The following is a 24,512-nucleotide window of genomic DNA, read 5'->3' on the forward strand; positions in this document are numbered from 1 at the left end:
ACTGCATAGAAGCAGATCCTAACAACAGAGTTGAGACCCATCATCATGCCAATAAGCCTAGGGCAGGCATTCGCCAAGAACTTCTTGGGCAATGCACCACAGTGGTATAAAAACGCCATTTTGCTATTTCTGGTGATCAATCCGATCGCTTTTCACCTCGATCCTTTCATGGCCGGCTGGCTGCTGGTTGTTGAATTTATCTTCACTCTGGCCATGGCCCTGAAATGTTACCCTTTGCAACCCGGTGGTCTGCTGGCGATTGAAGCCGTGCTGATCGGCATGACCTCGGCAGAGCAAGTCAAACATGAACTGGTGGCCAACATAGAAGTGCTACTGCTGCTGGTCTTCATGGTGGCTGGTATCTACTTCATGAAGCAGCTGCTGCTTTATGTCTTTACCAAGCTGCTGGTCGGAGTGCGTTCAAAAATCCTGCTCTCCCTCTCTTTTTGTCTGGTATCTGCCTTTCTGTCAGCCTTCCTTGATGCCCTGACGGTCATTGCCGTGGTGATCAGCGTTGCGACCGGCTTCTACGCCATTTACCACAGGGTGTCATCCGGCAAGGGTTTTGGTCATGAACATGACCATAGCCATGACCAGGAGGTGGCAGAGGATCAGTATCAGACCCTCGAGCAATTTCGTGCGTTTCTGCGCAGTCTGATGATGCATGCTGCCATTGGTACCGCACTGGGTGGCGTCTGCACCCTGGTCGGTGAGCCGCAGAACCTGATCATCGGCGAACAGGCTGGCTGGCACTTTGGTGAGTTTGCCATTCGCATGGCCCCCGTTTCTGTGCCTGTCTTTATCTGTGGCCTGCTGACCTGCGTACTTCTTGAGAAGATGCAGTGGTTCGGCTATGGCGCCAAATTGCCTGACTCGGTACGCAAGATCATGGAGGAGTACAACCGCCATGAGAATGCCAAACGCACACCGCAAGACAAAGCCAAGTTGATGGTACAAGCCTTGATCGCGGTCTGGCTGATCGTCGGTCTGGCGCTCCATCTTGCTGCTGTGGGCCTGATTGGCTTATCCGTAATAGTGCTGGCGACCTCGTTCACCGGTATTACCGAAGAGCATGCCCTGGGTAAGGCCTTTGAAGAGGCGCTCCCCTTTACGGCACTGTTGGCGGTGTTTTTTAGCATAGTGGCAGTCATTATCGATCAGCAGTTATTCAAACCGGTGATCCACTGGGTACTGTCTGCCGAGCAGGATCAACAATTGGCGCTCTTCTATGTGGCGAACGGTCTGCTCTCCATGGTCAGTGACAACGTCTTCGTCGGCACCGTCTATATCAACGAAGTGAAAACAGCGCTGCTCAATGGCGCCATCGACCGTGCCCAGTTCGATTTGCTGGCGGTCGCCATCAATACAGGTACCAACTTGCCGTCCGTCGCCACTCCCAATGGCCAAGCGGCGTTCCTGTTCATGCTCACCTCGGCACTGGCACCGCTGCTACGTCTCTCCTATGGTCGCATGGTCTGGATGGCGCTTCCCTACACCTTGGTACTGGGGCTGGTCGGGTTCTTCGCCGTAGAATTGCTGCTTGCCCCAACCACCGAGTGGTTCTATCAGCACGGATGGCTGGTGATGGAAAGTGCCCTGCCAGCGGTGCAGTCAGCGCTCCATTAATCCCGGGCAACACAGCTCAAGGGCCCTCAGGGCCCTTTTTACTGATGACAACCCCCTGGCCGCCGATCCAGGGGGGTCAGCAAGCTGATGCCCCGTTGGGGCTCTTTTCTTTTCGGTCATGCTCTGCTCTAATTCAGCCACTATTTTTTCTGTGAGATCAATCAGATGATCGAGTTTCTCCGCCGTTTAGCAGCCAATCGACTGGCCTGGGGGCTGCTGGCTGCCTCAGCCCTGTTCCTTGAGTTGTGCGCCCTCTTTTTCCAGCATGTATTAGGCTTGCATCCTTGCGTGATGTGCGTGTACGAGCGGCTGGCAACACTGGGTGTGCTGGCGGCCGGTCTGCTCGGCATGGTGGCGCCAGAGAAGTGGTATGTTCGCTGGAGTGCCCTGCTGCTGTGGGGTTATAGCGCATTCCGTGGCCTGCAGCTGGCGCTACAGCATGTGGATTATCAGGTTAATCCCTCACCCTTTAATGTGTGCAGCCCTTATGCTGACTTTCCGAGTTGGGCACCGCTTGATCAGTGGATCCCCTGGTTGTTTATGCCACAAGGGGATTGCGCTGAAGTGACCTGGCAATTCATGACGCTCTCCATGCCCCAGTGGCTCGTGATCATCTTTGCCGCCTACCTGTTGGTGTTTACCGTGGTAGCCATAGGAAATCTGGTGAAAGGACGCTGCTGCAACTGATCGTCACTGCCGCCTGAACACAGAAAGGGGCGCCATATCGGCTAATGCCGAGCAGGTAAGGCGCCATTGACCAAGCCTTGTGATGTGTGAAAATCCGAAACCCAGTAATGGGTTTCGGATTTTTTATGCGTATCGAACTATCCCCGGATGCACATGCTTTGCCAGACGGTGAAGATGGCGGCTAGCCTGAAAGGGGACACGGCGGATCATCTTTGGCAAGTGCGGGTAATGGATTGAATGGTGCAAAGAGAGGGCGAAACGTTGATCCAGCGCAAATGAACCCTGCATTTATCACTTTGGTGGCATAGGACCCAACCGCTTATTGAGTTCAAATAGTGGCATCAAGAGCGGAGCCCCTATCCGCCAAAAGGAACACACCTTTCACCGGATGAAGGACAGAAAATGAGTTTTCTTGAACACACCATCTGGACAGTACTGGGATATGGGGTGATGCCCTTTATCTTTCTGAGCGGATTTGTGGCGGTGGCAGTAACCTGCTGTGTGCTGCTCAATGCGTTCGGGGTACAGTCCGCCGAGAAGTGAGTCGCTTCTCATGACCGCCAAATGCCAGTCTTCGGACTGGCATTTGTTTTTTGAGTCTTTTAAAGCACTTATCTGCGCTGACGTGGGGGAAACTTTGGCTGAGATGGTCGAACCTGACCGCTATTTTGATTACACTGGCGGCCGTATTTTCCATTCACACGTTTTTACTCAGGTGTTCAAGGTTATCTATGGCGCTCAAGGCTACCGTATTCAAGGCCCAAATCAGCTTGTCTGATATGGACCGCAATGTGTATCAGGATTTTTCTCTCACGCTGGCCCGCCACCCTTCCGAAACCGATGAGCGGATGATGATCCGCCTCGCTGCCTTTGCCTGGCATGCGGCCGAACGGCTGGAGTTTACCAAAGGGCTGAGTGCCGATGATGAGCCCGAGCTCTGGCACAAGAACTACACCGACGAAATTGAACTGTGGATCGAGCTGGGGCAGCCCGACGAGAAGCGCCTCAAAAAGGCCTGCAACCGGGCCCGCCACGTGGTGCTCTATCTCTACGGCGGCCGTGGTACCGCCGTCTGGTGGAAGCAGAACCAGGGCAAACTGAGCCAGCACGACAACCTCAGCATCATCGAGCTGTCAGATAGCCAGACCTTGCCGTTGACCGCCATGGTTGAGCGCACCATGCACCTGACCTGCACCATCTCTGAAGGCCAACTGTGGGTCAGCAATGGCACACTGGATGTGACGCTGGATCCGGTCGTGCTGATGGGCAAGCCGGCTCACGAGCTATAACGGAGTCTGGTCATGTTCAGCGCCCTGCTCAATATCGTCATTCCGGTGTTCGGTGTCGTGATGCTCGGGGCGCTGTATGGGCGATGGCGACCGGGGGCGGCGCTCGGTTACGTCAATCTGGCCAATATCGAACTGTTTACCCCGGCGCTGGTCTTCTCGGCGCTGGTCAAGTATCCGCTGGCGTTGGGGGCTCATCTGCCGCTGATTGCGGCGGGGGCGCTGGTTATTTTGTTGCCCGGTCTGCTGCTTTCCCTGCTCAGGTTCAAGGGGATTGCGCGGGCGGCGCTGATCCTGCCCGCCATGTTCCGCAATACCGGCAACCTCGGTATTCCCCTGATGGTGCTTGCCTTTGGTGAGCAGCAGTTGGGGGCCATCGTGATCCTGTTTGTGCTCTCCAACCTGCTCCACTTCTCGGTTGGCATGTTCATTCTCTCTGCCAATACCTCCCGCTGGCTCTGGTTGCGCAGCCCTGTGCTGTGGGCCGCGCTGGCCGGCTTGCTGGTGGCCAACCTGCACATCGCGCTGCCGGAGTATGTGGTGACCACGGCCTCCTTGCTTGGCCAGATCTCGGTGCCCTTGATGCTGTTTGCGTTAGGCATTCGGCTGATGGAAGGGAAGCTTGATCACCTTGGTCTTGCACTCAAATGCAACCTGCTCTATCTGCTGGCGGGGGGATTGTCGCTGCTGCTGGCGATCTGGCTGTTGCCGCTCAAAACAGAGTGGATCCCGCTGTTGATGTTGTCGGTCTCGCTGCCGCCAGCCGTGCTGAATTACATGCTCTGCGAGCAGTACCACTGTCAGCCGGACAAGGTGGCCAGTATCGTACTCGGCGGCAATGCTCTCTCGGTGCTGGTGATCCCGCTGGCGGTCTGGCTAGCGCTCCATTTGCCGAGCTGAACAACCTTGGCTCGGGGAGCCTTCTCCCGTGTTTTCGCTATTCCATAAATGCATTAATGGCGCAGATATTGCTGTGTTCGCCGTTGAGATGAGAATGGAGAGCGAACAATGATCATTGGTGCAGCCCGATATCAATTAGTGCAACCTGCGCTGGGTGCGACCCGGACGAGCGAATATGCCGAACCGCAGCAGAAAAGTATCCAGCTTGCGGACGACAAGGTGACGTTGAATTCGAGTCGTGATGATTTTTCTGCGACCTATGAACGCCCCGCGCTAGCTCGCAAGGATCCGGATCGAAGTCTGACCCAGATCGCCTGGGATAATTTGCTGGCACAGCGTATCGGGCTGAGCCGGGAAAAGCTCGATGAGCTCGAGCAGAAGAAGAAAGAGATTGAGCATAATAGCGAGCTGTCCGATGAAAAGAAGCAGCAGTTATTGGCGGATCTCGACAAGCAAAAGGAGGAGCTCATCAAGGAAGCAATCGAGCGGCGTCAGGCGCGTGGAGATGAGGAGCGGCAATCCAATCCTGACTCAGGCTCACTCAGTTGAAAAATTGCTATTGGCGGCAATGGTTTGCCGAATTCCCTGCAGGCCATTGCCGATTTCAACCCGTCATATCCTTCCCCGCCACCTAGCCAGTCCAGAGTGCTTCTATCAACGGCACTCCATTTCTTCTTTTCGTGATCCTTCCCGAAGTTGTAGCGGCTGATATCCCTTAGTATCTGGCCAGCATGACTCCCTTTAGGGGGATGATAACAAGAACAAAAAGGAATGATGGATGAGCTCCGTGAGCAACCAATGTCTGTTGATGCAGATCCAGCCGACCATCTTGCGTTTTGCCAAGATGCTGGCGAGTGTGCTGCAGCTTGAGGTCGAGATTGTGGATGCCGATATGGTGCGGGTGGCTGGCACCGGGCCCTATGGCAAGTTCTTCGGGCGTCAGCTGGAGGGGGATTCCCGCCTGCTGCGCTATGTGATTGATAACCAGCGGGAGAAGATCGTTACCCACACCAGCGATGACCCTGTGTGTGACGGCTGTACCTGCAAGGAGAGCTGCCGTGAGCGCGCCTTTCTCGGGGTGCCGATCATGGTGGACGAGCGCTGCATCGGGGTGATCAGTTTGGTGGCGTTCAACGCCGAGCAGCAGGCCCGCCTTAACAATAATTTGCAGGATGTGTGCGACTATGTGCGCCACATCTCCACCATCTTTGTGGCCAAGCTGCTCGATTCGCGCGGGCTGTCGGACGGGGTCAACAAGGTGTTCCTCAACCTGATGACCAACATGGATCAGGGTTGCCTGCTGCTCGATGACAAGAGTCAGCTGCTCTACGCCAACGAGGCGGCGCTCCATCACCTGGGTTGCCAGCAGGAGCAACTGCAGGGGCGCGAGCTGGGGATCCGCCCACTCACTTTTTCCCAGCAGGGACTGAGCGGCCACCTGCAGCACATCATCACCTTTGAAGATCGTCAGGAGCTGATCATCGGCCAACTGCACCATGTGCAGGGTCAGCAGCTGTTTCTGATGGCGTTTCACCAGTCCCACTCCGGTCTGGTTCAGGAGCCTGATCCGGACACGCGGATTGATCAGCTCATCGGCGAAAGCAAGGCGATCCGCACCCTCAAGCGATTGCTGCACCGCATCGCCCAGAGTCCCTCCAGCGTGCTTATTTGCGGTGAGAGCGGCACCGGTAAAGAGGTGGTGGCCCGTGCGGTCCATCGTCTGAGTCCGCGTCAGGACAAGCCGTTCATCGCCATCAACTGCGCCGCCATTCCCGAGCAACTGCTGGAGAGCGAGCTGTTTGGCTATGTGAAGGGCTCCTTTACCGGCGCCTCCAGTGGCGGCAAGCAGGGCCTTATTCAGGCGGCTCATCAGGGCACCCTGTTCCTCGACGAGATCGGCGACATGCCGCTCACCATGCAGGCCAAGCTGCTGCGGGTGCTGGAACTGCGGGAGGTGACCCCCATCGGGGCCAGCCGACCGGTGCCGGTGGATATTCGCATCATTGCCGCCACCCATCAGCATCTTGAGCAGTGCATTGCCGAAGGGAAGTTTCGCGAAGACCTGTTTTATCGCATCAACGTCATCCCTCTCAATCTGCCGCCGCTGCGGGAGCGGGAAGGGGACGTGGAGCTGCTGACCCACTACTTCCTCAACCGCCACACCAGCCGGATCGGCATCGTTTATCCCGGTTTGGCGCCCGAGGTAATGGCACTGCTCAAGGGGTATCGCTGGCCGGGTAACGTGCGTGAACTCAGCAACCTCATCGAATATCTGGTCAACGTCAGTCAGGCGGGCGAGGTGATTGACGCCAGTTTGCTGCCCCCCAATATCATCCGCAATCAGGAGCCCCATCGCGTCACCGCTCAGTCGATCCCGCTAACCAATCTGGATGCGGCATTCAATGTGCCTGCTGCCGCCCCGCTAGTTGCCATGCCGGAGAAGCTGCCTGACCCTGTTCCGGGTGAGAGCGGCCTTGAGAGCATGGAGAAACAGATGATTGAAGAGACCCTGCAGCGGCTTGGCAACAAGAAGCTGGCCGCCCAGGCGCTGGGGATTGGCATTGCCACCCTCTATCGCAAGATAAAGAAGTACGAGATTGCCGTGCAGGCCTGATGGTCCGGCGGCGTGAATTTGGCCCGTGTCATGTGAGTGATGACACGGGCTTTTTCTTGGTGTTCGGGGTGACCGGCCATGGCCTGCGTTAGGGGGACGCACTTTTTTGCCAGAGCAGCAGATTCGATGAAGGCTGACAGCAGAGCATGGCGCTCTTTAGAGTTCGTGGGCGTGGAATCCCTTGCGATAGCGGGCTTCGCAGCGTGGGCAGCGTTGCAGGGTTGGATCCTGCTCCAGCTGTTCGATGGCCAGTTGCTCTTCACAATCGGAGCAGAGGCCATAGAGGCCGAGATCCATCTGGCAGAGTGCCGCGTCGATCCGCTTGAGCCGTACCACGCTCAACTCGACCTTGGGCAGATCCAGCCGACTGGTGAGTTCAACCAGCTGATCGGGTTCGCAGTGATCCACCTTTTCTGCCCAATCGTCACGGCGAGAGGCTTTGAGCTGACCGATCAGCGTTTCTCGTACTTGTGCCCAGTCGAACAGCAGGCGATTACGCCAGACAGCCAACTGTGCTTGCGTCATTTCACACACATTATCCCCCAGAGACAAACCACAGATGCGAGGCAGTATAGGGATCCGATAACTCTATCAGGATGATATGCGTCAAGTTAAACGTGGTTAGCCATGGCTTTTGGCTGCTTGCAGCAGGGCATCACGGATGGGCGCCGTCTCTTTGAGTACCCGCAGATCCTGAAATAACAGATCCGCTTCGGGATATTCCCGTTTGAGATAGCTAAACCACTGCTTGATGCGGCTGGGGTAATAGTCCGCTTTCTCGCTGGCGAGATCTTGCTCGGTGTAGCTCACCATCAGCTGCAGCACTTCGGCCCAGCTCATGTGCGGGCAGCCGGTTTTCATCACGTTGGCCAGATTGGGCAAAGAGATAGCACCACGCCCGACCATCAGGGCATCGCAACCGGAGACGCTGGCGCAGGCGAGGGCATCTTTATGATCCCAGATCTCGCCGTTGGCGGTGACGGGAATGGGCAGGGCGCGGCGGATGGCGTCTACATACTCCCAGTGAGCAGGAGCCTTGTACCCTTCACGCTTGGTGCGGGCATGGACGGCCAGCTCGTTGGCGCCCCCCTGAAAGACCGCCTGGGCGTTCTCCAGATAGAGCTCCTTGTCATCGTAACCGAGGCGAATTTTGGCGCTTACCGGCAGGTGGGCGGGCACCGCCTCGCGCACCGCTTTGACGATGCGGTAGATGGTCTCGGGCTCTTTGAGCAGCACGGCGCCCCCCTTGCTTTTATTGACCGTGGGGGCGGGGCAGCCGAAGTTGAGATCGACGCCGGGGGAGCCCAGCTCAATGGCGCGCACCGCGTTCTCGGCCAGCCACTCGGGGTGCTGACCCAGCAGTTGAACCCTTACCGGGGTGCCTACACGGGTCTTGCCATCCTGCTTGAGCTCGGGGCAGAGGCGGTAGAACACCTTGGCAGGCAGCAGTTGATCGACCACCCGAATAAACTCGCTCACGCAGAGATCGTACTCATTGACGGAGGTGAGTACCTCCCTCATCAGGTGATCCAGCACCCCCTGCATGGGGGCCAAAATTACGCGCATAACTGCTTCCGAAGAGAAGGGTAAAAAAGAGCGCAGATTGTAGTGGGATTGATGCCCGCTGTCAGCTATCACCCAAATGCTGTTACGCTATGAGAAGACCCATAAAGCGAGGATCGGCAGTGAAGCGTTGGTTTTTGATGGCACTCGGGTGGTTGGCATTTGCCACCGGTATCGTTGGTATTGTGTTGCCGCTACTGCCGACCACCCCCTTTATGTTGCTGGCTGCCGCCCTGTTTGCCCGCTCATCCCCGCGTTTTCATCGCTGGTTGCTGACCCACCGCTGGTTCGGTCCGCCCATTGTGGATTGGCAGCAATATCGCGGCATTCGGCGCCATGCCCGGCGACGCGCCATTATCTTCATTTTGCTCACCTTTTCGGTATCGCTGGCGGTGGTACCCCTGCTGTGGGTCAAGGGGCTGCTGGTGGTCATAATGGTGATCCTGCTCACCTGGTTAATGCGTCTGCCGGTGCTGGAGCCGGTTGCAATGGAGAAGTGAAGTCCCTAAGCTATTGCTGCAATAATGCTATGGAGTCGGCCTGTCATTTTTGCGTGACAGGCTTTTTTATTTCCCGCAGAAGGGAATTGAGAAAAATGGCCACCCCTGGGTCAAAAAAATAAGCGGTCAACACATGAATCCGGAAACCCTGAAGTTTATTGAAGCGAGCATCAAGACCATTCCCGACTATCCGAAGCCGGGCATTTTGTTTCGCGACATCACCAGCCTGATCGAGAATGCAGAGGCTTTCAAAGCCACCATCGATCTGCTGGCAGAGCATTACCGTGGTCAAGGGATCACCAAAATTGTCGGCACCGAGGCCCGTGGCTTCATTTTCGGTGCACCAGTTGCCTTCGCCATGGGACTGGGCTTCGTGCCAGTACGCAAACCGGGCAAGCTGCCGCGCGCAGTGATCGAGGAGTCCTATGCCCTCGAATACGGCACCGACACCCTGCAACTGCACACCGATGCCATCGTGCCCGGTGACAAGGTGCTGGTGGTTGACGATCTGCTGGCGACCGGCGGCACCGTCGATGCGACCGTCAAGCTGATCCGCCGTGCCGGTGGTGACGTGGCTGACGCTGCGTTCATTATCTCCCTGCCGTCTCTGGGTGGTGATGCTCGTTTGACCGCTGCAGGCATCAAGGTGCTCTCACTGGTCGAATTGGCTGGCGAGTAATACCTCTTCGGCCCGATCCTCTGCATCGGGCCTGCGTTGAACCGGTGCCCTTGCGGGCATCGGTTTGAAAATCAAGCGATCCCTCCGACCCTGACCGATAGCCGATACAGCCCGCTCGCCATTTGTGTTAGCATCCGGCCTCAATGCCCTGTCTTCCCAGCATGATGGATTTATGAGCTATCAGGTTCTGGCGCGTAAATGGCGCCCCCATACGTTTGAACAAGTGGTAGGCCAGCACCATGTGCTGACCGCCTTGACCAACGCCCTGGATCAGGGACGGCTGCATCACGCCTATCTGCTGAGCGGTACCCGCGGGGTCGGCAAAACCACCATCGCCCGCATTCTGGCCAAGAGCCTCAACTGCGAGCAGGGGATCAGCAGCCACCCGTGTGGCGTCTGCGATACCTGCCGCGAGATCGATCAGGGCAACTTTGTCGACCTGCTGGAGATTGACGCGGCGTCCCGCACCAAGGTGGAAGATACCCGCGAACTGCTCGACAACGTGCAGTACCGGCCGGCCCGTGGCCGCTTCAAGGTCTACCTCATCGATGAAGTGCACATGTTGTCGCGCCACAGCTTCAACGCGCTGCTGAAAACCCTGGAAGAGCCGCCCCCCTATGTGAAGTTTCTGCTGGCCACCACGGATCCACAGAAACTGCCGATTACCATCCTCTCGCGCTGCCTGCAGTTTCATCTGAAGAGTCTGGATCAGACCCAGATCGCCAAGCAGCTCGAATGGGTGCTGGATCAGGAGGGGCAGCCGTTTGAGCCGCGCGCCCTGCTGGCACTGGCCAAGGCCGCCGACGGCAGTATGCGCGATGCCCTGAGCCTGACCGATCAGGCGCTGGCCCACGGCAACGGCAGCGTGCGTCTTGAGAGCGTGCTGGCGATGCTGGGGACGCTCGATCACCGCCACCTGCACCAGCTGCTGGAAGCCATTTTGCGCCAGGATGCTCCCGCGACCATGGCCAAGATCACCGAGATTGCCACGCTAGGCCCCGATTTTGATCAGCTCCATGCCGAGTTGGAGGGGTTGCTCCATCGCATCGCCATGGCGCAGTTGCTGCCTGCCAGCGTGCAGGAGCAGGGGGCGGATGCCGATTCCCTGCTGCAACTGGCCAAGGCGATGAGCCCGGAAGAGGTGCAGCTCTGCTACCAGATCGTGCTGGGGGGCCGTAAAGATCTGCCCTGGGCCCCTGATGGCCGCACCGCGCTGGAGATGACCTGCCTGCGGATGCTCGCCTTCTCGCCCCGCCGTGATGCCCTGCATCCGGCCAGCCTCACCGCACTGCCCCCGTCCATGACGAGCAGTGCGGCGAGCAGCGCCACGCCGGTAGCCTCCTTGCCGGGAAAGCGCCCGGCCGCTGAATCGGCCGCACTGGCACCGATCAGCGGCGCCGTGCCCGCACCGCTAGCCAGTCCTCCCGTTGCCAACATGCCTGTTGCCAACACGGCTGCACCAGCGGCTGATGCCGCCCTGCCTGCGATGGCACCCGCGATGGTGGATGAGACCGACAACCCCGCCGACAGCGAGGAGGCGGTACAAACCGCCGAGCTGTTTAGCCAGCAGGATGAGCTGCTGCGTGAAGCTGCTGGCATGGGGTATCAACCCGAGCCGGCTCTGCCAAATGCGCAGCCCGCTGTGCCTGCGCACTCTGCCGTGCAAGCCGCAGATGATGGCGCGCCTGCTGCAGTCGATGCCGACTATTCTGGTGGCGAGCCGCTGACCGCCGCCTTTGAGTCTGCAGCCGAGCCCGCGCTCGAACCGATAGCCGAACCGATAGCCGAACCGATAGCCGAACCGACAGCCGAGCCGGTTGCCGCTGCTGAAGCCGTTTCGGCGGTGTCGAGCATGCAGAGCCTGCTTGGCAAACGAAACATGCTGCGCAGCCGCCAGCGTGGTCAGGATGCCCCGGCGGCGCCCGCGCCGCGCGCAGTACCGGTTGCGCCAGCGCGCCCTGTCGCGCCCACCGCCGCACCGGTTGTCACCCAGCCGCCTGCCCCTGTCAGCCAACCGGTCGGGCAGGGGATGGCGGCGATGGGTCACTATGATGATCTGCCGCCGCTGGATCTCTATGGCGACGGTGGTGAGCTGCAGGGTGACAACGGGGAATACGAAGAGTACCTCAATCAGGGCTTTGCGGAGCATGCTCCGGCCATGAGCCACGCCCCGGTCACGGCACCGGCCCAGCCAACCGATCTGCCCCCCTGGGATCTCGAGGGTCAGCCGAGCTATCGGCCCGGTGAGCGCGCCGCCGTGGCTCCTGCTGTTGCGCCAGCGTCAGCGCCGCAGTCGGTTGCTGCTGTGCCGGTAGCCGCTGTGGTGAGCGCCCCGGTAGCGGAGAGCCTCCCATCTCAACCGGTGCTGGAGACTATCGATTGGGATGAGATTGAGAGCGACGAGGAACCGCAAGAGGGTGAAGTGAGCCGTCTGATGCCCTCATCCCTGCTCAACAACTGTGGTGATGCCTGGTCCGAACTGATTGCTCATACCCAGGTGGGTGGGCGACTGCGCCAGCTTGCCATCAATTCGGTGATGAAACAGGAAGGGGATCGGGTGTTGCTGACCCTCAAACCTGAGCAGCGCCATCTGGTGAGTGATAAGGCGCGGGCCGATCTGGCGGAGATCATTGGGCCAGCGTTGGGGCAACCGGTGCAGGTGGAGGTAACCCTCGGTGTGGTGCCAGATCAGGAGACCCCCCTTGAGATCGAACACCGCCTCTATATTGGGGTGCGCGAGCAGGTCGCGCGGGATCTGGATCAGGATCCTAACGTACAGTTTTTAGTTCAGCGGTTTGGTGCCGTGCTTCATCACGAGAGCATCGAGCCCCTCAACCGCTAAATTCCGTGGCCGGGAGCTCGCTCCCGGTTGAAAAGCAGTTTGGCTGTCCCCATCTAGGACAGACAAGCCCACAGCCCGGCGCTGGATGCCGGATTTCAAGACGAGAGACGACATATGTTTGGTAAAGGTGGAATGGGGAACCTGATGAAACAGGCCCAACAGATGCAAGAGCGCATGCAGAAGGCGCAAGAGCAACTGGCTCAGATGGAAGTGACCGGTGAAGCTGGCGCAGGTATGGTCAAGGTCACCATGACCGGCAGCCACAGCGTCCGTCGTATCGAGATCGATCCTTCGCTGATGGAAGATGACAAGGAGCTGCTGGAAGATCTGGTTGCCGCCGCTTGCAACGATGCCGTACGTCGTGTGGAAGAGCAGAACAAGACCAAGATGGGTGAATTGACCGGCGGCATGCAGTTGCCACCTGGCTTCAAGATGCCGTTCTAAGGCGCCTCTCTTCGCGCATTCTTGATCCCTTTATGCAGGCCGTTCGGGCCAACTTAAGAGGGATGGCAGAGAGACAAAAAACGCAGTTGCTATCGCCCAGGCGATGCAGCTGCGTTTTTATTTGTGGATCGTTATCTGTCTGATCGGCCTGCTTTGCATCACATACCGGCGACCTTGCCGGAAAACCTATCCACTTCATGTTCTCTTCACATCGGGGTGGAGAATGGGTGACTCGTTCAAGGTGAAACAAAGGTGTGCGCGATAATGATGACCATGATGATGCGTATCGGGGCCGTGCTGGCCGCCATGGGATTGGCCTGTTTTGTGGCCTTCGAGCTGATTGGCTCGACGGTCGATGAGAATGGCACCTTGCATGAACCTTTCGGATTGATCCCCATCGGTTTTCTGTTTGTAGCCCTGGGGGGCTTGCTGACGTTGCCGGGATTGATCCGCACTCTTGTGGGTCGCTGTCGCCACCGGGTGGGCAAATAGCGCCATGGCCCGCTGCACCTCGGGGAAGGCCGCCGCTATTTGTCGATACCCGCTATCGGATATCCCGGTTTGGCGTGGGCGGGCAGGATCGGCATAATGGCGGCTTGCCGTATTGAGGAGATTGTATGAAATATATCGGAGCCCACGTCAGTGCGGCCGGCGGGGTGGAGAATACCATCGCCCGCGCCCAGGCCATCGGGGCCAACGCGTTTGCCCTCTTTACCAAAAATCAGCGTCAGTGGCAGGCGGCCCCTTTGTCGGATGCCACTATTAGTGCCTTCAAGGCGGCCTGTGACAAGGCCGGTTTTCTGCCACAGCAGATCCTGCCCCACGACAGTTACCTGATCAATCTGGGCCATCCTGACCCTGATGGTCTGGCCAAATCCCGCGATGCGTTCCTTGATGAGATGAAGCGCTGCGAGCAGTTGGGGCTCTGTTATCTCAACTTCCACCCTGGCAGTCATCTCAAGCAAATTCCCGAAGCGGCCAGCCTCAAACTGGTGAGCGAGTCGATCAACTGGGCGCTGGAGCGCAGTGCCGGGGTGACGGCGGTGATCGAGAACACCGCCGGGCAGGGGACCAACCTCGGCTGGTCGTTCGAGCAGCTCGCCACCCTCATCGAGGGAGTGGAGGACAAGAGTCGGGTCGGGATCTGTTTCGATACCTGCCACGCCTTTGCCGCTGGCTACGATCTGCGCAGCGCCGAGAGCTGCGCCGCCGTGTTTGCCGAGTTCGACCGCACTGTGGGTTTCCAGTATCTCAAGGGGATGCATATCAACGGCGCCAAGTGCACCTTCGGCAGCCGGGTCGATCGCCACCACAGCCTGCGGGAGGGCAATCTGGGGGAGGCGGTATTCCACCACATCATGAACGATGTTCGCTTCGATCGTATTCCGCTGATCCTCGAGACCATTGACGAGTCCATCTGGGGCGAGGAGATCAGCTGGTTGCGCAGTCTGGCGAAGTGATAGCCAGCGAGCGAGTCAAAGAGAGGGAGCCATGGCTCCCTCTCTGCGTTTTGCTTTTCCGCCATTGGCATGTTGGTCTGCCAGCGGCGTTCTGGCCATAGGTTACTCCGTACTGATCACCTCGGCATCGTTCACCTGAGCCCGGCAGAAGTGAATAAAGTGGCGCAGGGAGGCGGAGTGGTACTTCTGTTTGTGCCAAATCAGGGAGAGCTGGCGCGGAAAGCGGCGGGTGAGGGGTAGGGCCACCAGTCGACCATCCTTGAGCCGATCAGAGACCGCTAGCCGGGAGATGAAGGAGATCCCCAGCCCCTTCTCCACGGCCAGCATCACCGCCTCCAGAGTATTGAGCTCAAGCCCCGCCTGCCAGTTGGGCAGCTCGGGCTGCACCTGCTGGATAAACTGCTCGCGGCTACCCGATTGGGGTTCACGCAGTACCCAGGTTTCGCCCCCCAGTCGGGCGAGGGGGATCGCCACCTGATTGGCGAGGGGATGGCCGGGCTGGGCCACCACCAGCATCTCATCTTGCAGCCAGTGCTCGCTGATGAGGTCGGGGTGGTGGTTCTCCCCTTCGATCAGTGCCAGATCCAGTTCGAAGTTGGCCAGCGCATGGCAAAGCAGGTGGGTGTTGGTGATGGTCACCTTGGGGGGCAGCCCCAGCTCCTGCTTGCTGCTGGCGAGCAGGGTCGGCAGCAGATAGTTGCCAATGGTCTGACTGGCCCCCAGGCGCAGTTGACCGCTTGGCTCGGCATCGGGGCTAAACAGGTTCTCGATATCCTGGATCCGGGTCAGCAGCTCTTCGGCTGCAGGCTGTAGCAGCCGCCCTTCGTTGTTGAGCTGCAATCTGGGGTGGATGCGGTCAAACAGCGGGGTGGCGAGCTGGCGCTCCAGCTCCTGCAATGACTGGGAGACGGCCCCTTTACTCAGGAATAGCTCGTTGGCGGCAAGACCGAGGTTGCCGTAGCGGGCGATGGTGGCGAACACTTTTAACTGCTGCAGGGTCAGCTTCATGGTGTTTGGTATTCCTGAATGATTGATTTAATTCATTTAGATATCGTAAACGATAAGGGGCCATTATCCTATCGCCATAGTCATCAATAGAAAGGTGTCATCATGATCGCAAGAACCCGTAAATCTCTGGCTGCCGCTCCGACTCCCATGGCGGGTCTGGCGCTGGGCATCGCCAGTCTCGGTTGGTGTTGGGAGAATGCCGGTCACTTCGATGGCCGGATGCAACTACTGGGTGCCGCTGTCGCTGCCGTGTTGCTGGTGATCCTGACCTTCAAGTTTTTGCTGCACCCCCGTCTGTTGCTGCAAGATCTTGCGCACCCCGTGGTGGGCAGCGTGGTGCCGACCTATGCCATGGGCACCATGGTGGTCTCAAAAGCGTTGGGTATGATTGCGCCGCAAGCGGGCGAGGCCCTCTGGCTGTTTGCCGTGGTGGTTCACCTGCTGTTCCTGGCCACCTTTATCTGGCATCGCGCCAAAGAGTTTGAAATCCACCACATGGTGCCGAGCTGGTTCGTACCGCCGGTGGGGATCATAGTGGCTGATGTTGCCTTCCCGGGCGGTCAGTTTGCCCCGCTGGCCAACGGCCTGCTCTGGTTCGGGATCATCTGTTACGGCCTGATGCTGCCGCTGATGCTCTATCGCCTGATCTTCAGCCATGAAGTGCCGGATGCGGCCAAACCGACCATCGCCATTCTGGCGGCCCCTGCCAGTCTCTCACTGGCCGGTTACCTGACCGTCAGCCATGAGCCGTCACTGCTGCTGGTGGCCGTGCTGCTGGGGATCGCTCTGCTGATGACCGGTATTATCTATCTGGCCTTCATCAAGCTGCTGCGTCTGCCCTTTTCACCGGGTTATGCCGCCTTTACCTTCCCGCTGGTGATTGGTGCCACCGCCCTGTTCAAAGTGGCCCATCTGGTTGAAGGCTTCGAGCAAGCTGCCCACTATGTGGAGCAGATCAGACTGTTGGCTCACTTCGAGCTGGGGGTTGCTACCGTCATCGTCGGTTATGTGGCGCTGCGTTACCTGATGTTTTTTCTGCCCCAGCGCGACAGCGCAATGAACAACGGCATGGCCCGCCAGGGTGCTCACCGTTAAATCTGAAATGGTGAAACCGGGAAATGGTTAAGCAGTGCGCTCAGAGAGCGACGGGATAAGCGACCAGTCATATGATGGATGGACAAAGAGCCACCACTCTGGTTGTGTAACGAGCAAAATGCCCCGCAGTGCGGGGCATTTTTTTGTGGTTTCTTGAGGTGGCGCCGGTGTTGGGTCGCTCGTCCTGGAATTAACTGGTATTACCTGTCAGGACGACTACAATACAGCACCACTTTTTTCGCTTGATCCGGAATCATGTCTGCCCAAGACCCCGTATTTGACTCCTCCTTTGAAGCCCGCTTTTTACATCCCCGTTACTGGTTTAGCTGGTTGGCCCTCGGCGTGCTGATGTTGCTGGCGTTTGTGCCGGTCCGGTTGCGTGACCGTCTGGCAGATGTGCTGGCACCGCTGGTGTTTCGCCTGTCGAAAAAGCAGGTCTACATCGCCAGAACCAATCTGGAGATCTGCTTCCCACAGAAGAGTCCGGAGGAGCGGGATGCCATAGCGTTGACCTCGATCCGCGTTGGCCTCAAGAGTCTGCTGGGATTTGGTGAGTTCACCATGCGTAGCCAGCGTTATCTGATGAGCCGGATGCAGGTGAGCGGTTGGGAACATATTGAGGTGGAGCGGGCAGCCGGTCGTCCGGTGATCCTGGTGGTGCCCCACACCTGGCCAGTGGATGCTGCCGGTTACTGCTTCACCCAGCGCGGGGTGCCCATGTGCACCATGATGAAGCGGGCACGCAATCCGGTATTTGACTGGCACCTCAACCGGGCTCGGGCCAAGAACGGTTGCCGCGTTTATGAGCGCAGCGCCGGGATCAAAGCGGTGATCAAGACCATCCGTCGAGGCCGCAGTTTCTTCTACCTGCCGGATCAGGACCACGGCCGCGAGAAGAGCATCTTTGCTCCCTTCTTTGATTGCCAAAAAGCAACCTTGCCCGCCTTGCCGCGTCTGGTGCAGGTCAGCGGTGTCAAGGCGGTGCCATTGCTCGCTTGCTACGATGAAGCGCATCACTGCTACCGGCTGGAGATTGATCCCCCGTTTGACAACTATCCCACCGATGATGTGATGGCAGACACTTGCCGGATGAATGACATGGTGCAGCAACAGCTGACGCGCCATCCGGGTCAGTACATGTGGTTCCTCAAGATCTTTGATACCCGTGAAGATCAAGAGGGGTCGGATGGCCGTTACGAAGAGGGTATCCGGCGGATCCGCCAGGGGTTGCCACCACAGGGCTAATCCGTGCACTGTGCTATCTGACATGGCCCCAAGCGGGCCATTTCTTATGATAACTAATCCGATCAGTGCCTTGCAGGTCGGCGGCCAGCCTCCTCAGGGTAGAAAAAAATGTCAGAATAATTACAATATCCGTTTGTTTTTTGATGACGTGATGACCGTTATGTCTGCATTCGATCCGCTATTTGATACCTCATTTCATATCCGCCTGCTGCATCCCAAATGGTGGGGCAGCTGGTGCGCCTTGGGCCTCTTGTCCCTGTTAGCATTCACTCCAGCCCGGTTAAGGGATCGCTTTGCCGATCTGGTCTCACCGACTGTGCTGCGATTTTCGAAAAAGCAGGCCTATATCATCGATACCAATCTCAAGATCTGTTTTCCCGAGCTGGATGCGGCGGATCGGCAGGTATTGCTGCTCAAATCGATCCGGGTCGGTCTCAAGACCTTTATGGGCTTTGGCGAGCTGAGTTGGCGCAGCAAGGCGCGCCTGACCCGCCGCATCAAGGTGAGCGGCTGGGAGCATATACAGGCAGAACAGGAGGCGGGCCGTCCCCTGATTTTGGTGGTGCCTCACACCTGGGCGGTCGATATGATAGGCCGTTATTTTTCCATGATGGGCATAGAGATGTGCACCATGATGAAGAGCCCCAAGGATCAGGTGTTTGACTGGTACATCAACCGCGAACGGGCCAAGGGCGGCAAGGTGTACGAGCGCAGTGTCGGTATCAAGCCGGCGATCAAGGCGATCCGCCGTGGCGCCAGTTTTTTCTACCTGCCGGACCAGGATCATGGTCGCGAGGCGAGCGTGTTTGTGCCATTTTTTACGCGCCCGAAAGCGACTCTGCCTGCCTTGCCCAAACTGGTGAAGCTGACCGGTGCCAAAGCCGTACCTATTTTTGCCAGTTATGATGAGGATGAGGGGTGCTACCTGCTGGAGATAGAGCCGCCATTTGACCCTTATCCCACCACGGATCTGCTGGCTGATATCAATGAAATGAACCGCATGGTGGAGCGACAGGTTGCTCGCCATCCGGAGCAGTACATGTGGTTTTTGAAAATTTTCGAAACGCTGGAGCACTCACACGGGGATAACGGTCTCTATGAAGAGGGGATCCAGCGGATCCGCCAGGGGCTTCCTCCTGAGCCGTGAGCCAGGGGCTGCAATCTGATCGTGACATGATGGATCGTTGGATGATGGTGGGTTGGCACAGGTGTCTCGATGTGATGTTTTTTTAGGCGCGCCGGTGGACAAAAATAGGGCAAACAGGGGATAAAAGGGTGTCATATGAAAGGGATAGGCAGGTGAGTGTGCGCGGAGCTATCTTCCGGAGCGGAAATAGGGTAAAAGGGCGGCCATGAAAATTCCAAATCGAATCCAACCTCTGGTTGATGACGGCCTGGTCGATGAGGTCGTCAGCCGGTTGATGAGCGGCAAAGAAGCCGACGTCTATGTGGTGCGCTGCGGCGATGCGATCCGCTGCGCCAAAGTCTATAAAGAGGCCTCCAAGCGCAGCTTCAAACAGGCGGTGGTCTATCAGGAGGGGCGCAAGGTGCGCAACAGCCGCAGCGCCCGTGCCATGGAGAAGGGCTCCAAGTACGGTCGCAAGCAGCATGAAGAGGTGTGGCAGAACACCGAGGTCGATGCCCTGTTCAAGCTGGCCGCGGCCGGTGTACGGGTGCCACAGCCTTATGTCTGCCTCGACGGCGTCCTGCTGATGGAGCTCATCACCGACGAGGATGGCAATGTGGCGCCGCGGCTCAACGATGTGGCACTCTCCCCCGAGCAGGCGGTTATCGATCACCACAAGGTGATCCGCTACGTGGTACGGATGCTCTGCGCCGGTCTGATCCACGGGGATCTCTCCGAGTTCAACGTGCTGGTGGACGAGCATGGCCCCGTCATCATCGACCTGCCTCAGGTGGTGGATGCTGCCGCCAACAACCAGGCCAAGGCGATGCTGGAGCGGGACGTCAACAACATGCGCAACTACTACGGCATGTATGCCCCCGAGCTGCTGAAAACCCGTTACGCCAAGGAGATGTGGGCGCTGTTTGAAGATGGCAATCTCACCCCTGAAACCGAGTTGACCGGCCTGTTTGAAGAGAGCACCGAAGCGGTCGATATCGATGCCGTGCTGCACGAAATCGAGAGTGCCGAAGAAGAAGCCTATGCCCGTCAGGCCCGGATGAATGCCGAACAGGAAGACAGCTACTAACCGCTGCTCTCCCTCATAAAAAGAGCGCCTTCGAGGCGCTCTTTTTATTGCTATGTCGGCTGTGGTGGTGTGGTGGCTGTGGTCGGGTGGTAGCGTCATCCCTGCAGCTGATCGCTTGTTGCAGTTGCCAATAGATCTGCGGCTGTCGGGCGGGGTGGGGGATCTACCCGGTACATCTCCAGCCAGCGGCGATCCCCCGGATGATAGCGCCGCCCCAGCCACACCCCGCCTGCTGCCGTAATGACCTTTTTGGACGCCAGATTATCTTCGCCACAGCTGACCAGCACCGGCGCGCTCAGCGCTTGTTGTATCCCGCGCAGCAAGGCGGAGGCGGCACCTTCGCCACGGCGTGAGGGGCGGGTCTCGTAACCGATATGGCCCAGCCATTGCCGGGTTGCCTCATTGTCACCGTGACGCAGGCGCAAGGTGGCGAGGATCTCCTCTCCATCAAGGGCAAAATAGGTGGTGGTGGCCAGGTATCCGCTGGGCAGGTTGCGCCCTGCTGCGTGATCCAGCAGGCTCTGTAGCCAGCCATCCGGGTCAAATTGCGCCACCTGATAGAGTGGCATTCCTGCCTCGGCACACTCGACCACATAGCGATGGTAGGCCGGAGCATCCGCCAGTCGGGCGGGGCGGCATTCGAAACGGGTCGGCTCTGGCTGGTCTGGCGCCTTGATGGTGAAGTCGGCCATCTAATCAGCTGCCACGATCGGCAGCGCCATCACGCGGGCCTCCCGGCCCAAATGGGTCAGCAGACGGCGCACGTCGTCGAGGCGGATGATCAGGGTGGCGGTGTTGACCAGCGGGTGGCACTGCACCTGCTCGGCTTGCCAGATAGTCTCATCCACCACCAACTCCACAGCCTGTTCGCTATCGCGCACCATGGCAAGCAGGGTCACCGAGCCCGGGGTGAGACCAAGCACCGCATCGAGCCGCTCGGGGGAGCCAAAGCTCAGCCGTTTGACCCCGAGTTTTGCCGCTAGCGCCTTGAGATCGACCCGGCTCTCTTCCGGACTTACCACCAGAAACAGCCGCTCACTCTTCGGGTCGCGCAGAAAGAGGTTCTTGGTCTTGGCGGCGGGCAGATCTGGCAGCAGCTTGCTCGCCTCCTCGCAGGTAAATACAGGGGCGTGATCGATACGCTGGTAGGGAATGGCCAGCTGATCCAGCAGGGAATAGATTGCCACAAAGACTCCTATCGTCGGCAAAGTGAAGTAAAAAGTGAAGTAAGAAGCGCAGTAATGGAGCGAAATAGCCCGGTCATAACCGGGTGGACGGGAATGACGACGGCATCGAGCTTACCAGTTTGACGCGCGTCCCGCAGCCTGCGTGACGATTGCGAGCTGGCACTGTATGAACGTACAATAGTCCCATTCTCGGACAGCCCCTTACTCTTCATGACTGCGACCCAGCCCACCGTACCCGCCACCCCGCCGCTCGACGGTTTTATCCTGACCCGCCACGGTCGGGACGTGCGCGGCCGCAACGGGCACGCCGCCGCCACCGAAATCGTGATGTGGCTCTGGAGTGCCCAGGGGCCGGTGCGGGTGGTGGTGCCGGGGCAGGAGCCGGTGTTCTTCCTGCCACAGAGCCATATGCAGGAGGCGGCCGAGCTGTTCAAAGGCGCCGGGGTGAGCGGGCGATTTCGCCGCCTGCCGATGCACACCTTCGACGGTCGCCCTGTGGTGGGCTGCTATTTTGCTACCCTGAGTGCTTTTCACCGCGCCATCGAGCTGCTGCTCATTCGCGGGCTGGAGCACTTCGAGGCGGATATCCGGCTGCCGGAGCGTTTTCTGATGGAGCGCTTCATCACCGCTGGCGTGCGCTTCGATGGCCGGGCGGTGAAGAAGGGGGGCAAGCAGGGCTATTGGGAAGTAAACGAGGCACGCTGCGCGCCGCAGGCGGTGACGCCAACCCTCTCCTGGGTGTCGCTGGATGTGGAGTGCGCCATGGACGGGGCGCTGTTCTCGGTCGGCCTTTACAGCGAGCAGGATGCGCGGGTCATAATGATCGGCTCCAAGGAAGCTGATGCCGGGAGTTGGGGCACCAAGGTCGAGTGGGTGGCGGATGAAAGCGCCCTGCTCGGCGCGCTGGAGAGCTGGTTCAGCCTGCACGACCCCGATCTGGTGATTGGCTGGAACGTGGTCAATTTTGATTTTCGTCTGCTGCTGCGCCGCGCCGAACTCAACAAGCGGCGACTGCGGCTCGGGCGAGGGCGCGAGCTCTGTTTCTGGCGCTCGTCACGGGGCGATCCCCAGACCGGCAACGTCATCATCCCCGGGCGCATGGTGCTTGACGGCATCGATACCCTCAAAAGCGCCACCTGGCAGTTTGCCAGCTACAGCCTGGATGCGGTGGCAAGCGAACTGCTTGGCCGTGGCAAGGATATCGAGGATGTGGCCAATCGGGGGGAGAAGATCTCCGAGCTGTTCCACTCCGACAAGGAGGCGCTGGCCCGCTACAACCTGGAAGATTGCAAGCTGGTGTGGGAGATCTTCGACTACTGCCACCTCATCCCCTTTGCCATCGAACGCGCCTCCCTCACCGGCCTGGAGCTCGACCGGGTGGGGGGCTCGGTGGCGGCCTTTACCAACCTCTATCTGCCGCGGCTCCACCGCGGTGGCTACGTGGCTCCCAATCTGCCTGCTGACGGGGGGCTGGCGAGCCCTGGCGGCTATGTGATGGACTCCAAACCCGGCCTCTATCGCCATGTGCTGGTGCTCGATTTCAAGAGCCTCTATCCCAGCATCATCCGCACCTTCTGCATCGACCCCATGGGGCTGGTGGAGGGGTTGCAGCATCCGGATCACGCCATTCCCGGCTTTCGCGGCGCCCTGTTCTCCCGTGAGCGGCACTTCTTGCCGGATCTCATCGCCACCCTGTGGGCGGCGCGGGATAGGGCCAAGGCGGCCAGCAACAAGGCGCTCTCCCAGGCCATCAAGATCATCATGAACTCTTTTTACGGGGTGCTGGGCTCGGGGGGCTGCCGCTTCTATGATCCCAGGCTTGCCTCATCCATCACCCTACGCGGCCACAGCATCATGCAGCAGACCCGCGAGTGGATTGAGGCGAAGGGATTCGAGGTGATCTATGGCGATACTGATTCCACCTTTGTCCATCTGGGCAGGGAGACCAACCCGCAGCAGGCCGAGCAGATTGGCCGCGAGCTGGCTGCCATGATCAACGACAACTGGACGGCGTTGATCAAGGGTGAGTTCAGCCTGCCCTGTTATCTGGAGATCGAGTACGAGACCCACTACCGCCGCTTTCTGATGCCCACCATCCGCGGGCTGGAGAAGGGCAGCAAAAAGCGTTATGCCGGGCTGGTAGGAGAAGGGGAAAGGGCACATTTGGTGTTCAAAGGACTGGAGACGGTGCGCACCGACTGGACCATGCTGGCCAAGCAGTTTCAGACCCGCCTCTATGAGCTGGTGTTTCACGATGAAGATCCCAGCGGCTATGTGCGCACCATGGTGGATGAGACCCGCGCCGGTCGCCATGACGATCTGCTCATCTACCGCAAGCGGCTGCGCCAGAAGCTCGAAGAGTACCAGAAGAACGTGCCACCTCATGTGCGAGCGGCGCGGCTGGCCGATGAGGAGAACCTGCGCCGCGGTCTGCCCCAGCGCTATCAGCATCGGGGCACCATCGCCTATCTAATGACGCTGGGCGGCCCGGAACCGCTGGAGTACCGGCGCAGCGCCATCGATTACGAGCACTACATCGATAAGCAGTTGCGGCCTATCGCCGACGCCATCCTGCCCTTTATCGGTGAGTCATTCGACCGGATCTGCGGCCAGCAGCTGGATCTTTTCTGATTGGATCATGATGCCCCTTTACTTCTCTTTAATACTGGATAAAAATACAGTTATAAATCATGGAGAAGTACCCTATGCGTCTTGAAATCATCATCGATAGAAAACACCAGATCCCGACCTTGACCATGGAGGCGCTGCGTCAGGAGCTGCTCAAGCAGCTTGGTGAGAAGTTTCCCGATATCCACGTGCGGGTTGCCCCGGGCAGTGCCATGGCCCTGACCGTTAGCCGTGCCAGCAAAGAAGATAAAGAGTTGGCTGAAGCCATGGTGCAGGAAGTGTGGGAAAACGCCGAGAGCTGGATGCCGGAAGAGAACGTCCCATCCTGATGCGGGTGGCGCCTGAGCGCAGATGAGGGTTGTTGCGCCATCATGCGGCTTAGGCGCCATTTTTTGCTGCGAGATTTGCCAAGATACCTCCCGGTTGCCTATTTAGGGCAGGAGTTAAAAAGGCAGATACAGAAAAACCGGCACAAGGCCGGTTTCAAATTGTGCAATCACTGCACGCTGTCAGTCAGGCTGACGGTCTGAACGAG

At 58.7% G+C, this 24,512-nt stretch carries 25 protein-coding genes; 20 read left to right on the forward strand and 5 right to left on the reverse strand.

Features of this window, described 5'->3' with window-relative positions; translation table 11 throughout:
• The first annotated feature begins 45 nt into the window (after positions 1–45).
• The 8 genes from nhaB (at position 46) to ACY8FN_RS12705 (ending at position 7,113) form a co-directional block, all read left to right on the forward strand.
• Complete coding sequence (gene nhaB / locus ACY8FN_RS12670; RefSeq protein WP_463100198.1) at positions 46–1,626, forward strand: sodium/proton antiporter NhaB; 1,581 nt, start codon at positions 46–48, stop codon at positions 1,624–1,626.
• Between the two features lie 165 nt (positions 1,627–1,791).
• Entirely contained in the window at positions 1,792–2,313 is a 522-nt protein-coding gene (gene dsbB / locus ACY8FN_RS12675; RefSeq protein ID WP_463100199.1) for a disulfide bond formation protein DsbB, read from the forward strand.
• A 402-nt stretch (positions 2,314–2,715) separates the two neighbouring features.
• Entirely contained in the window at positions 2,716–2,856 is a 141-nt protein-coding gene (locus ACY8FN_RS12680) for a TIGR02808 family protein (protein ID WP_068978465.1), read from the forward strand.
• A gap of 10 nt (positions 2,857–2,866) precedes the next feature.
• Positions 2,867–3,091 (forward strand): hypothetical protein, encoded by a 225-nt coding sequence (locus ACY8FN_RS12685; protein ID WP_139727520.1) that lies wholly within the window; start codon positions 2,867–2,869, stop codon positions 3,089–3,091.
• A complete protein-coding gene (locus tag ACY8FN_RS12690) occupies positions 3,045–3,602 on the forward strand; it encodes a YaeQ family protein (protein ID WP_101319463.1) in 558 nt (185 codons plus the stop codon). The genes ACY8FN_RS12685 and ACY8FN_RS12690 overlap by 47 nt, the downstream gene beginning before the upstream one ends.
• A 12-nt stretch (positions 3,603–3,614) precedes the next feature.
• On the forward strand, positions 3,615–4,499 hold the full coding sequence (locus ACY8FN_RS12695) for an AEC family transporter (RefSeq protein ID WP_139693194.1): 885 nt from the start codon (positions 3,615–3,617) through the stop codon (positions 4,497–4,499).
• A gap of 108 nt (positions 4,500–4,607) precedes the next feature.
• On the forward strand, positions 4,608–5,048 hold the full coding sequence (locus ACY8FN_RS12700) for a hypothetical protein (protein WP_463100200.1): 441 nt from the start codon (positions 4,608–4,610) through the stop codon (positions 5,046–5,048).
• Positions 5,049–5,277: 229 nt separating this feature from the next.
• Positions 5,278–7,113 carry a sigma 54-interacting transcriptional regulator gene (locus ACY8FN_RS12705; RefSeq protein WP_139727526.1) on the forward strand — a complete coding sequence of 612 codons (1,836 nt, stop codon included), beginning with the start codon at positions 5,278–5,280 and terminating at the stop codon, positions 7,111–7,113.
• A 156-nt stretch (positions 7,114–7,269) separates the two neighbouring features.
• Here ACY8FN_RS12705 and ACY8FN_RS12710 read toward each other — a convergent pair whose 3' ends face one another.
• Together ACY8FN_RS12710 and dusC are read right to left on the reverse strand one after the other, a co-directional pair.
• Positions 7,270–7,638: a TraR/DksA family transcriptional regulator gene (locus ACY8FN_RS12710; protein WP_101319471.1), complete on the reverse strand. Its 369-nt coding sequence runs from the start codon at positions 7,636–7,638 to the stop codon at positions 7,270–7,272.
• Positions 7,639–7,734: 96 nt separating this feature from the next.
• Entirely contained in the window at positions 7,735–8,679 is a 945-nt protein-coding gene (gene dusC, locus ACY8FN_RS12715) for a tRNA dihydrouridine(16) synthase DusC (RefSeq protein ID WP_463100201.1), read from the reverse strand.
• 119 nt (positions 8,680–8,798) lie between these two features.
• On the opposite strand from dusC, the gene ACY8FN_RS12720 reads away from it, so the two are divergent.
• From ACY8FN_RS12720 to nfo, 6 genes are all read left to right on the forward strand, one after another.
• Positions 8,799–9,176: a YbaN family protein gene (locus ACY8FN_RS12720; RefSeq protein ID WP_042024036.1), complete on the forward strand. Its 378-nt coding sequence runs from the start codon at positions 8,799–8,801 to the stop codon at positions 9,174–9,176.
• A gap of 133 nt (positions 9,177–9,309) precedes the next feature.
• Positions 9,310–9,855 carry an adenine phosphoribosyltransferase gene (gene apt / locus ACY8FN_RS12725; protein ID WP_042024033.1) on the forward strand — a complete coding sequence of 182 codons (546 nt, stop codon included), beginning with the start codon at positions 9,310–9,312 and terminating at the stop codon, positions 9,853–9,855.
• A gap of 172 nt (positions 9,856–10,027) precedes the next feature.
• Positions 10,028–12,697 carry a DNA polymerase III subunit gamma/tau gene (gene dnaX / locus ACY8FN_RS12730; RefSeq protein WP_463100202.1) on the forward strand — a complete coding sequence of 890 codons (2,670 nt, stop codon included), beginning with the start codon at positions 10,028–10,030 and terminating at the stop codon, positions 12,695–12,697.
• A 114-nt stretch (positions 12,698–12,811) separates the two neighbouring features.
• Positions 12,812–13,141, forward strand: coding sequence for a YbaB/EbfC family nucleoid-associated protein (locus ACY8FN_RS12735; protein ID WP_033113565.1), 330 nt, complete (start codon positions 12,812–12,814; stop codon positions 13,139–13,141).
• A gap of 264 nt (positions 13,142–13,405) precedes the next feature.
• Positions 13,406–13,633 carry a DUF3955 domain-containing protein gene (locus ACY8FN_RS12740; RefSeq protein WP_463100203.1) on the forward strand — a complete coding sequence of 76 codons (228 nt, stop codon included), beginning with the start codon at positions 13,406–13,408 and terminating at the stop codon, positions 13,631–13,633.
• Between the two features lie 125 nt (positions 13,634–13,758).
• Complete coding sequence (gene nfo, locus ACY8FN_RS12745) at positions 13,759–14,601, forward strand: deoxyribonuclease IV (protein WP_463100204.1); 843 nt, start codon at positions 13,759–13,761, stop codon at positions 14,599–14,601.
• 102 nt (positions 14,602–14,703) lie between these two features.
• Here the strand turns inward: nfo and ACY8FN_RS12750 are convergent, their stop codons facing one another.
• Positions 14,704–15,609, reverse strand: a complete 906-nt coding sequence (locus tag ACY8FN_RS12750) for a LysR substrate-binding domain-containing protein (RefSeq protein ID WP_463100205.1) — start codon at positions 15,607–15,609, stop codon at positions 14,704–14,706.
• A 102-nt stretch (positions 15,610–15,711) separates the two neighbouring features.
• On the opposite strand from ACY8FN_RS12750, the gene ACY8FN_RS12755 reads away from it, so the two are divergent.
• The 4 genes from ACY8FN_RS12755 to ACY8FN_RS12770 all read left to right on the forward strand — a co-directional run bounded on the left by ACY8FN_RS12755 (position 15,712) and on the right by ACY8FN_RS12770 (position 20,162).
• Complete coding sequence (locus tag ACY8FN_RS12755) at positions 15,712–16,704, forward strand: TDT family transporter (RefSeq protein WP_101324579.1); 993 nt, start codon at positions 15,712–15,714, stop codon at positions 16,702–16,704.
• A gap of 255 nt (positions 16,705–16,959) precedes the next feature.
• Positions 16,960–17,949, forward strand: a complete 990-nt coding sequence (gene lpxM / locus ACY8FN_RS12760) for a lauroyl-Kdo(2)-lipid IV(A) myristoyltransferase (protein ID WP_463100206.1) — start codon at positions 16,960–16,962, stop codon at positions 17,947–17,949.
• Positions 17,950–18,100: 151 nt separating this feature from the next.
• Positions 18,101–19,096 (forward strand): LpxL/LpxP family acyltransferase, encoded by a 996-nt coding sequence (locus tag ACY8FN_RS12765; RefSeq protein ID WP_463100207.1) that lies wholly within the window; start codon positions 18,101–18,103, stop codon positions 19,094–19,096.
• Positions 19,097–19,301: 205 nt separating this feature from the next.
• Positions 19,302–20,162, forward strand: coding sequence for a PA4780 family RIO1-like protein kinase (locus tag ACY8FN_RS12770; protein WP_042024013.1), 861 nt, complete (start codon positions 19,302–19,304; stop codon positions 20,160–20,162).
• A gap of 95 nt (positions 20,163–20,257) precedes the next feature.
• Here ACY8FN_RS12770 and ACY8FN_RS12775 read toward each other — a convergent pair whose 3' ends face one another.
• Positions 20,258–20,854, reverse strand: coding sequence for a GNAT family N-acetyltransferase (locus ACY8FN_RS12775; RefSeq protein WP_463100208.1), 597 nt, complete (start codon positions 20,852–20,854; stop codon positions 20,258–20,260).
• Positions 20,855–21,349: a prolyl-tRNA synthetase associated domain-containing protein gene (locus ACY8FN_RS12780; RefSeq protein WP_463100209.1), complete on the reverse strand. Its 495-nt coding sequence runs from the start codon at positions 21,347–21,349 to the stop codon at positions 20,855–20,857.
• Positions 21,350–21,559: 210 nt separating this feature from the next.
• Between ACY8FN_RS12780 and ACY8FN_RS12785 the strand changes: the two genes are divergently transcribed.
• Together ACY8FN_RS12785 and ACY8FN_RS12790 are read left to right on the forward strand one after the other, a co-directional pair.
• Positions 21,560–23,980: a DNA polymerase II gene (locus ACY8FN_RS12785; RefSeq protein WP_463100210.1), complete on the forward strand. Its 2,421-nt coding sequence runs from the start codon at positions 21,560–21,562 to the stop codon at positions 23,978–23,980.
• A gap of 74 nt (positions 23,981–24,054) precedes the next feature.
• Positions 24,055–24,306, forward strand: a complete 252-nt coding sequence (locus ACY8FN_RS12790) for a DinI family protein (protein WP_042024004.1) — start codon at positions 24,055–24,057, stop codon at positions 24,304–24,306.
• The last annotated feature ends 206 nt before the right edge of the window (positions 24,307–24,512 follow it).

Source organism: Aeromonas sp. 160P, assembly GCF_055193095.1.

Coding starts and splice junctions, on each gene's coding strand:
- nhaB (WP_463100198.1), top strand. CDS start 46: ATGCCAATAAGCCTAGGGCAGGCATTCGCCAAGAACTTCTTGGGCAAT.
- dsbB (WP_463100199.1), top strand. CDS start 1,792: ATGATCGAGTTTCTCCGCCGTTTAGCAGCCAATCGACTGGCCTGGGGG.
- ACY8FN_RS12680 (WP_068978465.1), top strand. CDS start 2,716: ATGAGTTTTCTTGAACACACCATCTGGACAGTACTGGGATATGGGGTG.
- ACY8FN_RS12685 (WP_139727520.1), top strand. CDS start 2,867: ATGACCGCCAAATGCCAGTCTTCGGACTGGCATTTGTTTTTTGAGTCT.
- ACY8FN_RS12690 (WP_101319463.1), top strand. CDS start 3,045: ATGGCGCTCAAGGCTACCGTATTCAAGGCCCAAATCAGCTTGTCTGAT.
- ACY8FN_RS12695 (WP_139693194.1), top strand. CDS start 3,615: ATGTTCAGCGCCCTGCTCAATATCGTCATTCCGGTGTTCGGTGTCGTG.
- ACY8FN_RS12700 (WP_463100200.1), top strand. CDS start 4,608: ATGATCATTGGTGCAGCCCGATATCAATTAGTGCAACCTGCGCTGGGT.
- ACY8FN_RS12705 (WP_139727526.1), top strand. CDS start 5,278: ATGAGCTCCGTGAGCAACCAATGTCTGTTGATGCAGATCCAGCCGACC.
- ACY8FN_RS12710 (WP_101319471.1), bottom strand. CDS start 7,638: ATGACGCAAGCACAGTTGGCTGTCTGGCGTAATCGCCTGCTGTTCGAC.
- dusC (WP_463100201.1), bottom strand. CDS start 8,679: ATGCGCGTAATTTTGGCCCCCATGCAGGGGGTGCTGGATCACCTGATG.
- apt (WP_042024033.1), top strand. CDS start 9,310: ATGAATCCGGAAACCCTGAAGTTTATTGAAGCGAGCATCAAGACCATT.
- dnaX (WP_463100202.1), top strand. CDS start 10,028: ATGAGCTATCAGGTTCTGGCGCGTAAATGGCGCCCCCATACGTTTGAA.
- ACY8FN_RS12735 (WP_033113565.1), top strand. CDS start 12,812: ATGTTTGGTAAAGGTGGAATGGGGAACCTGATGAAACAGGCCCAACAG.
- ACY8FN_RS12740 (WP_463100203.1), top strand. CDS start 13,406: ATGATGACCATGATGATGCGTATCGGGGCCGTGCTGGCCGCCATGGGA.
- nfo (WP_463100204.1), top strand. CDS start 13,759: ATGAAATATATCGGAGCCCACGTCAGTGCGGCCGGCGGGGTGGAGAAT.
- ACY8FN_RS12750 (WP_463100205.1), bottom strand. CDS start 15,609: ATGAAGCTGACCCTGCAGCAGTTAAAAGTGTTCGCCACCATCGCCCGC.
- ACY8FN_RS12755 (WP_101324579.1), top strand. CDS start 15,712: ATGATCGCAAGAACCCGTAAATCTCTGGCTGCCGCTCCGACTCCCATG.
- lpxM (WP_463100206.1), top strand. CDS start 16,960: ATGTCTGCCCAAGACCCCGTATTTGACTCCTCCTTTGAAGCCCGCTTT.
- ACY8FN_RS12765 (WP_463100207.1), top strand. CDS start 18,101: ATGACCGTTATGTCTGCATTCGATCCGCTATTTGATACCTCATTTCAT.
- ACY8FN_RS12770 (WP_042024013.1), top strand. CDS start 19,302: ATGAAAATTCCAAATCGAATCCAACCTCTGGTTGATGACGGCCTGGTC.
- ACY8FN_RS12775 (WP_463100208.1), bottom strand. CDS start 20,854: ATGGCCGACTTCACCATCAAGGCGCCAGACCAGCCAGAGCCGACCCGT.
- ACY8FN_RS12785 (WP_463100210.1), top strand. CDS start 21,560: ATGACTGCGACCCAGCCCACCGTACCCGCCACCCCGCCGCTCGACGGT.
- ACY8FN_RS12790 (WP_042024004.1), top strand. CDS start 24,055: ATGCGTCTTGAAATCATCATCGATAGAAAACACCAGATCCCGACCTTG.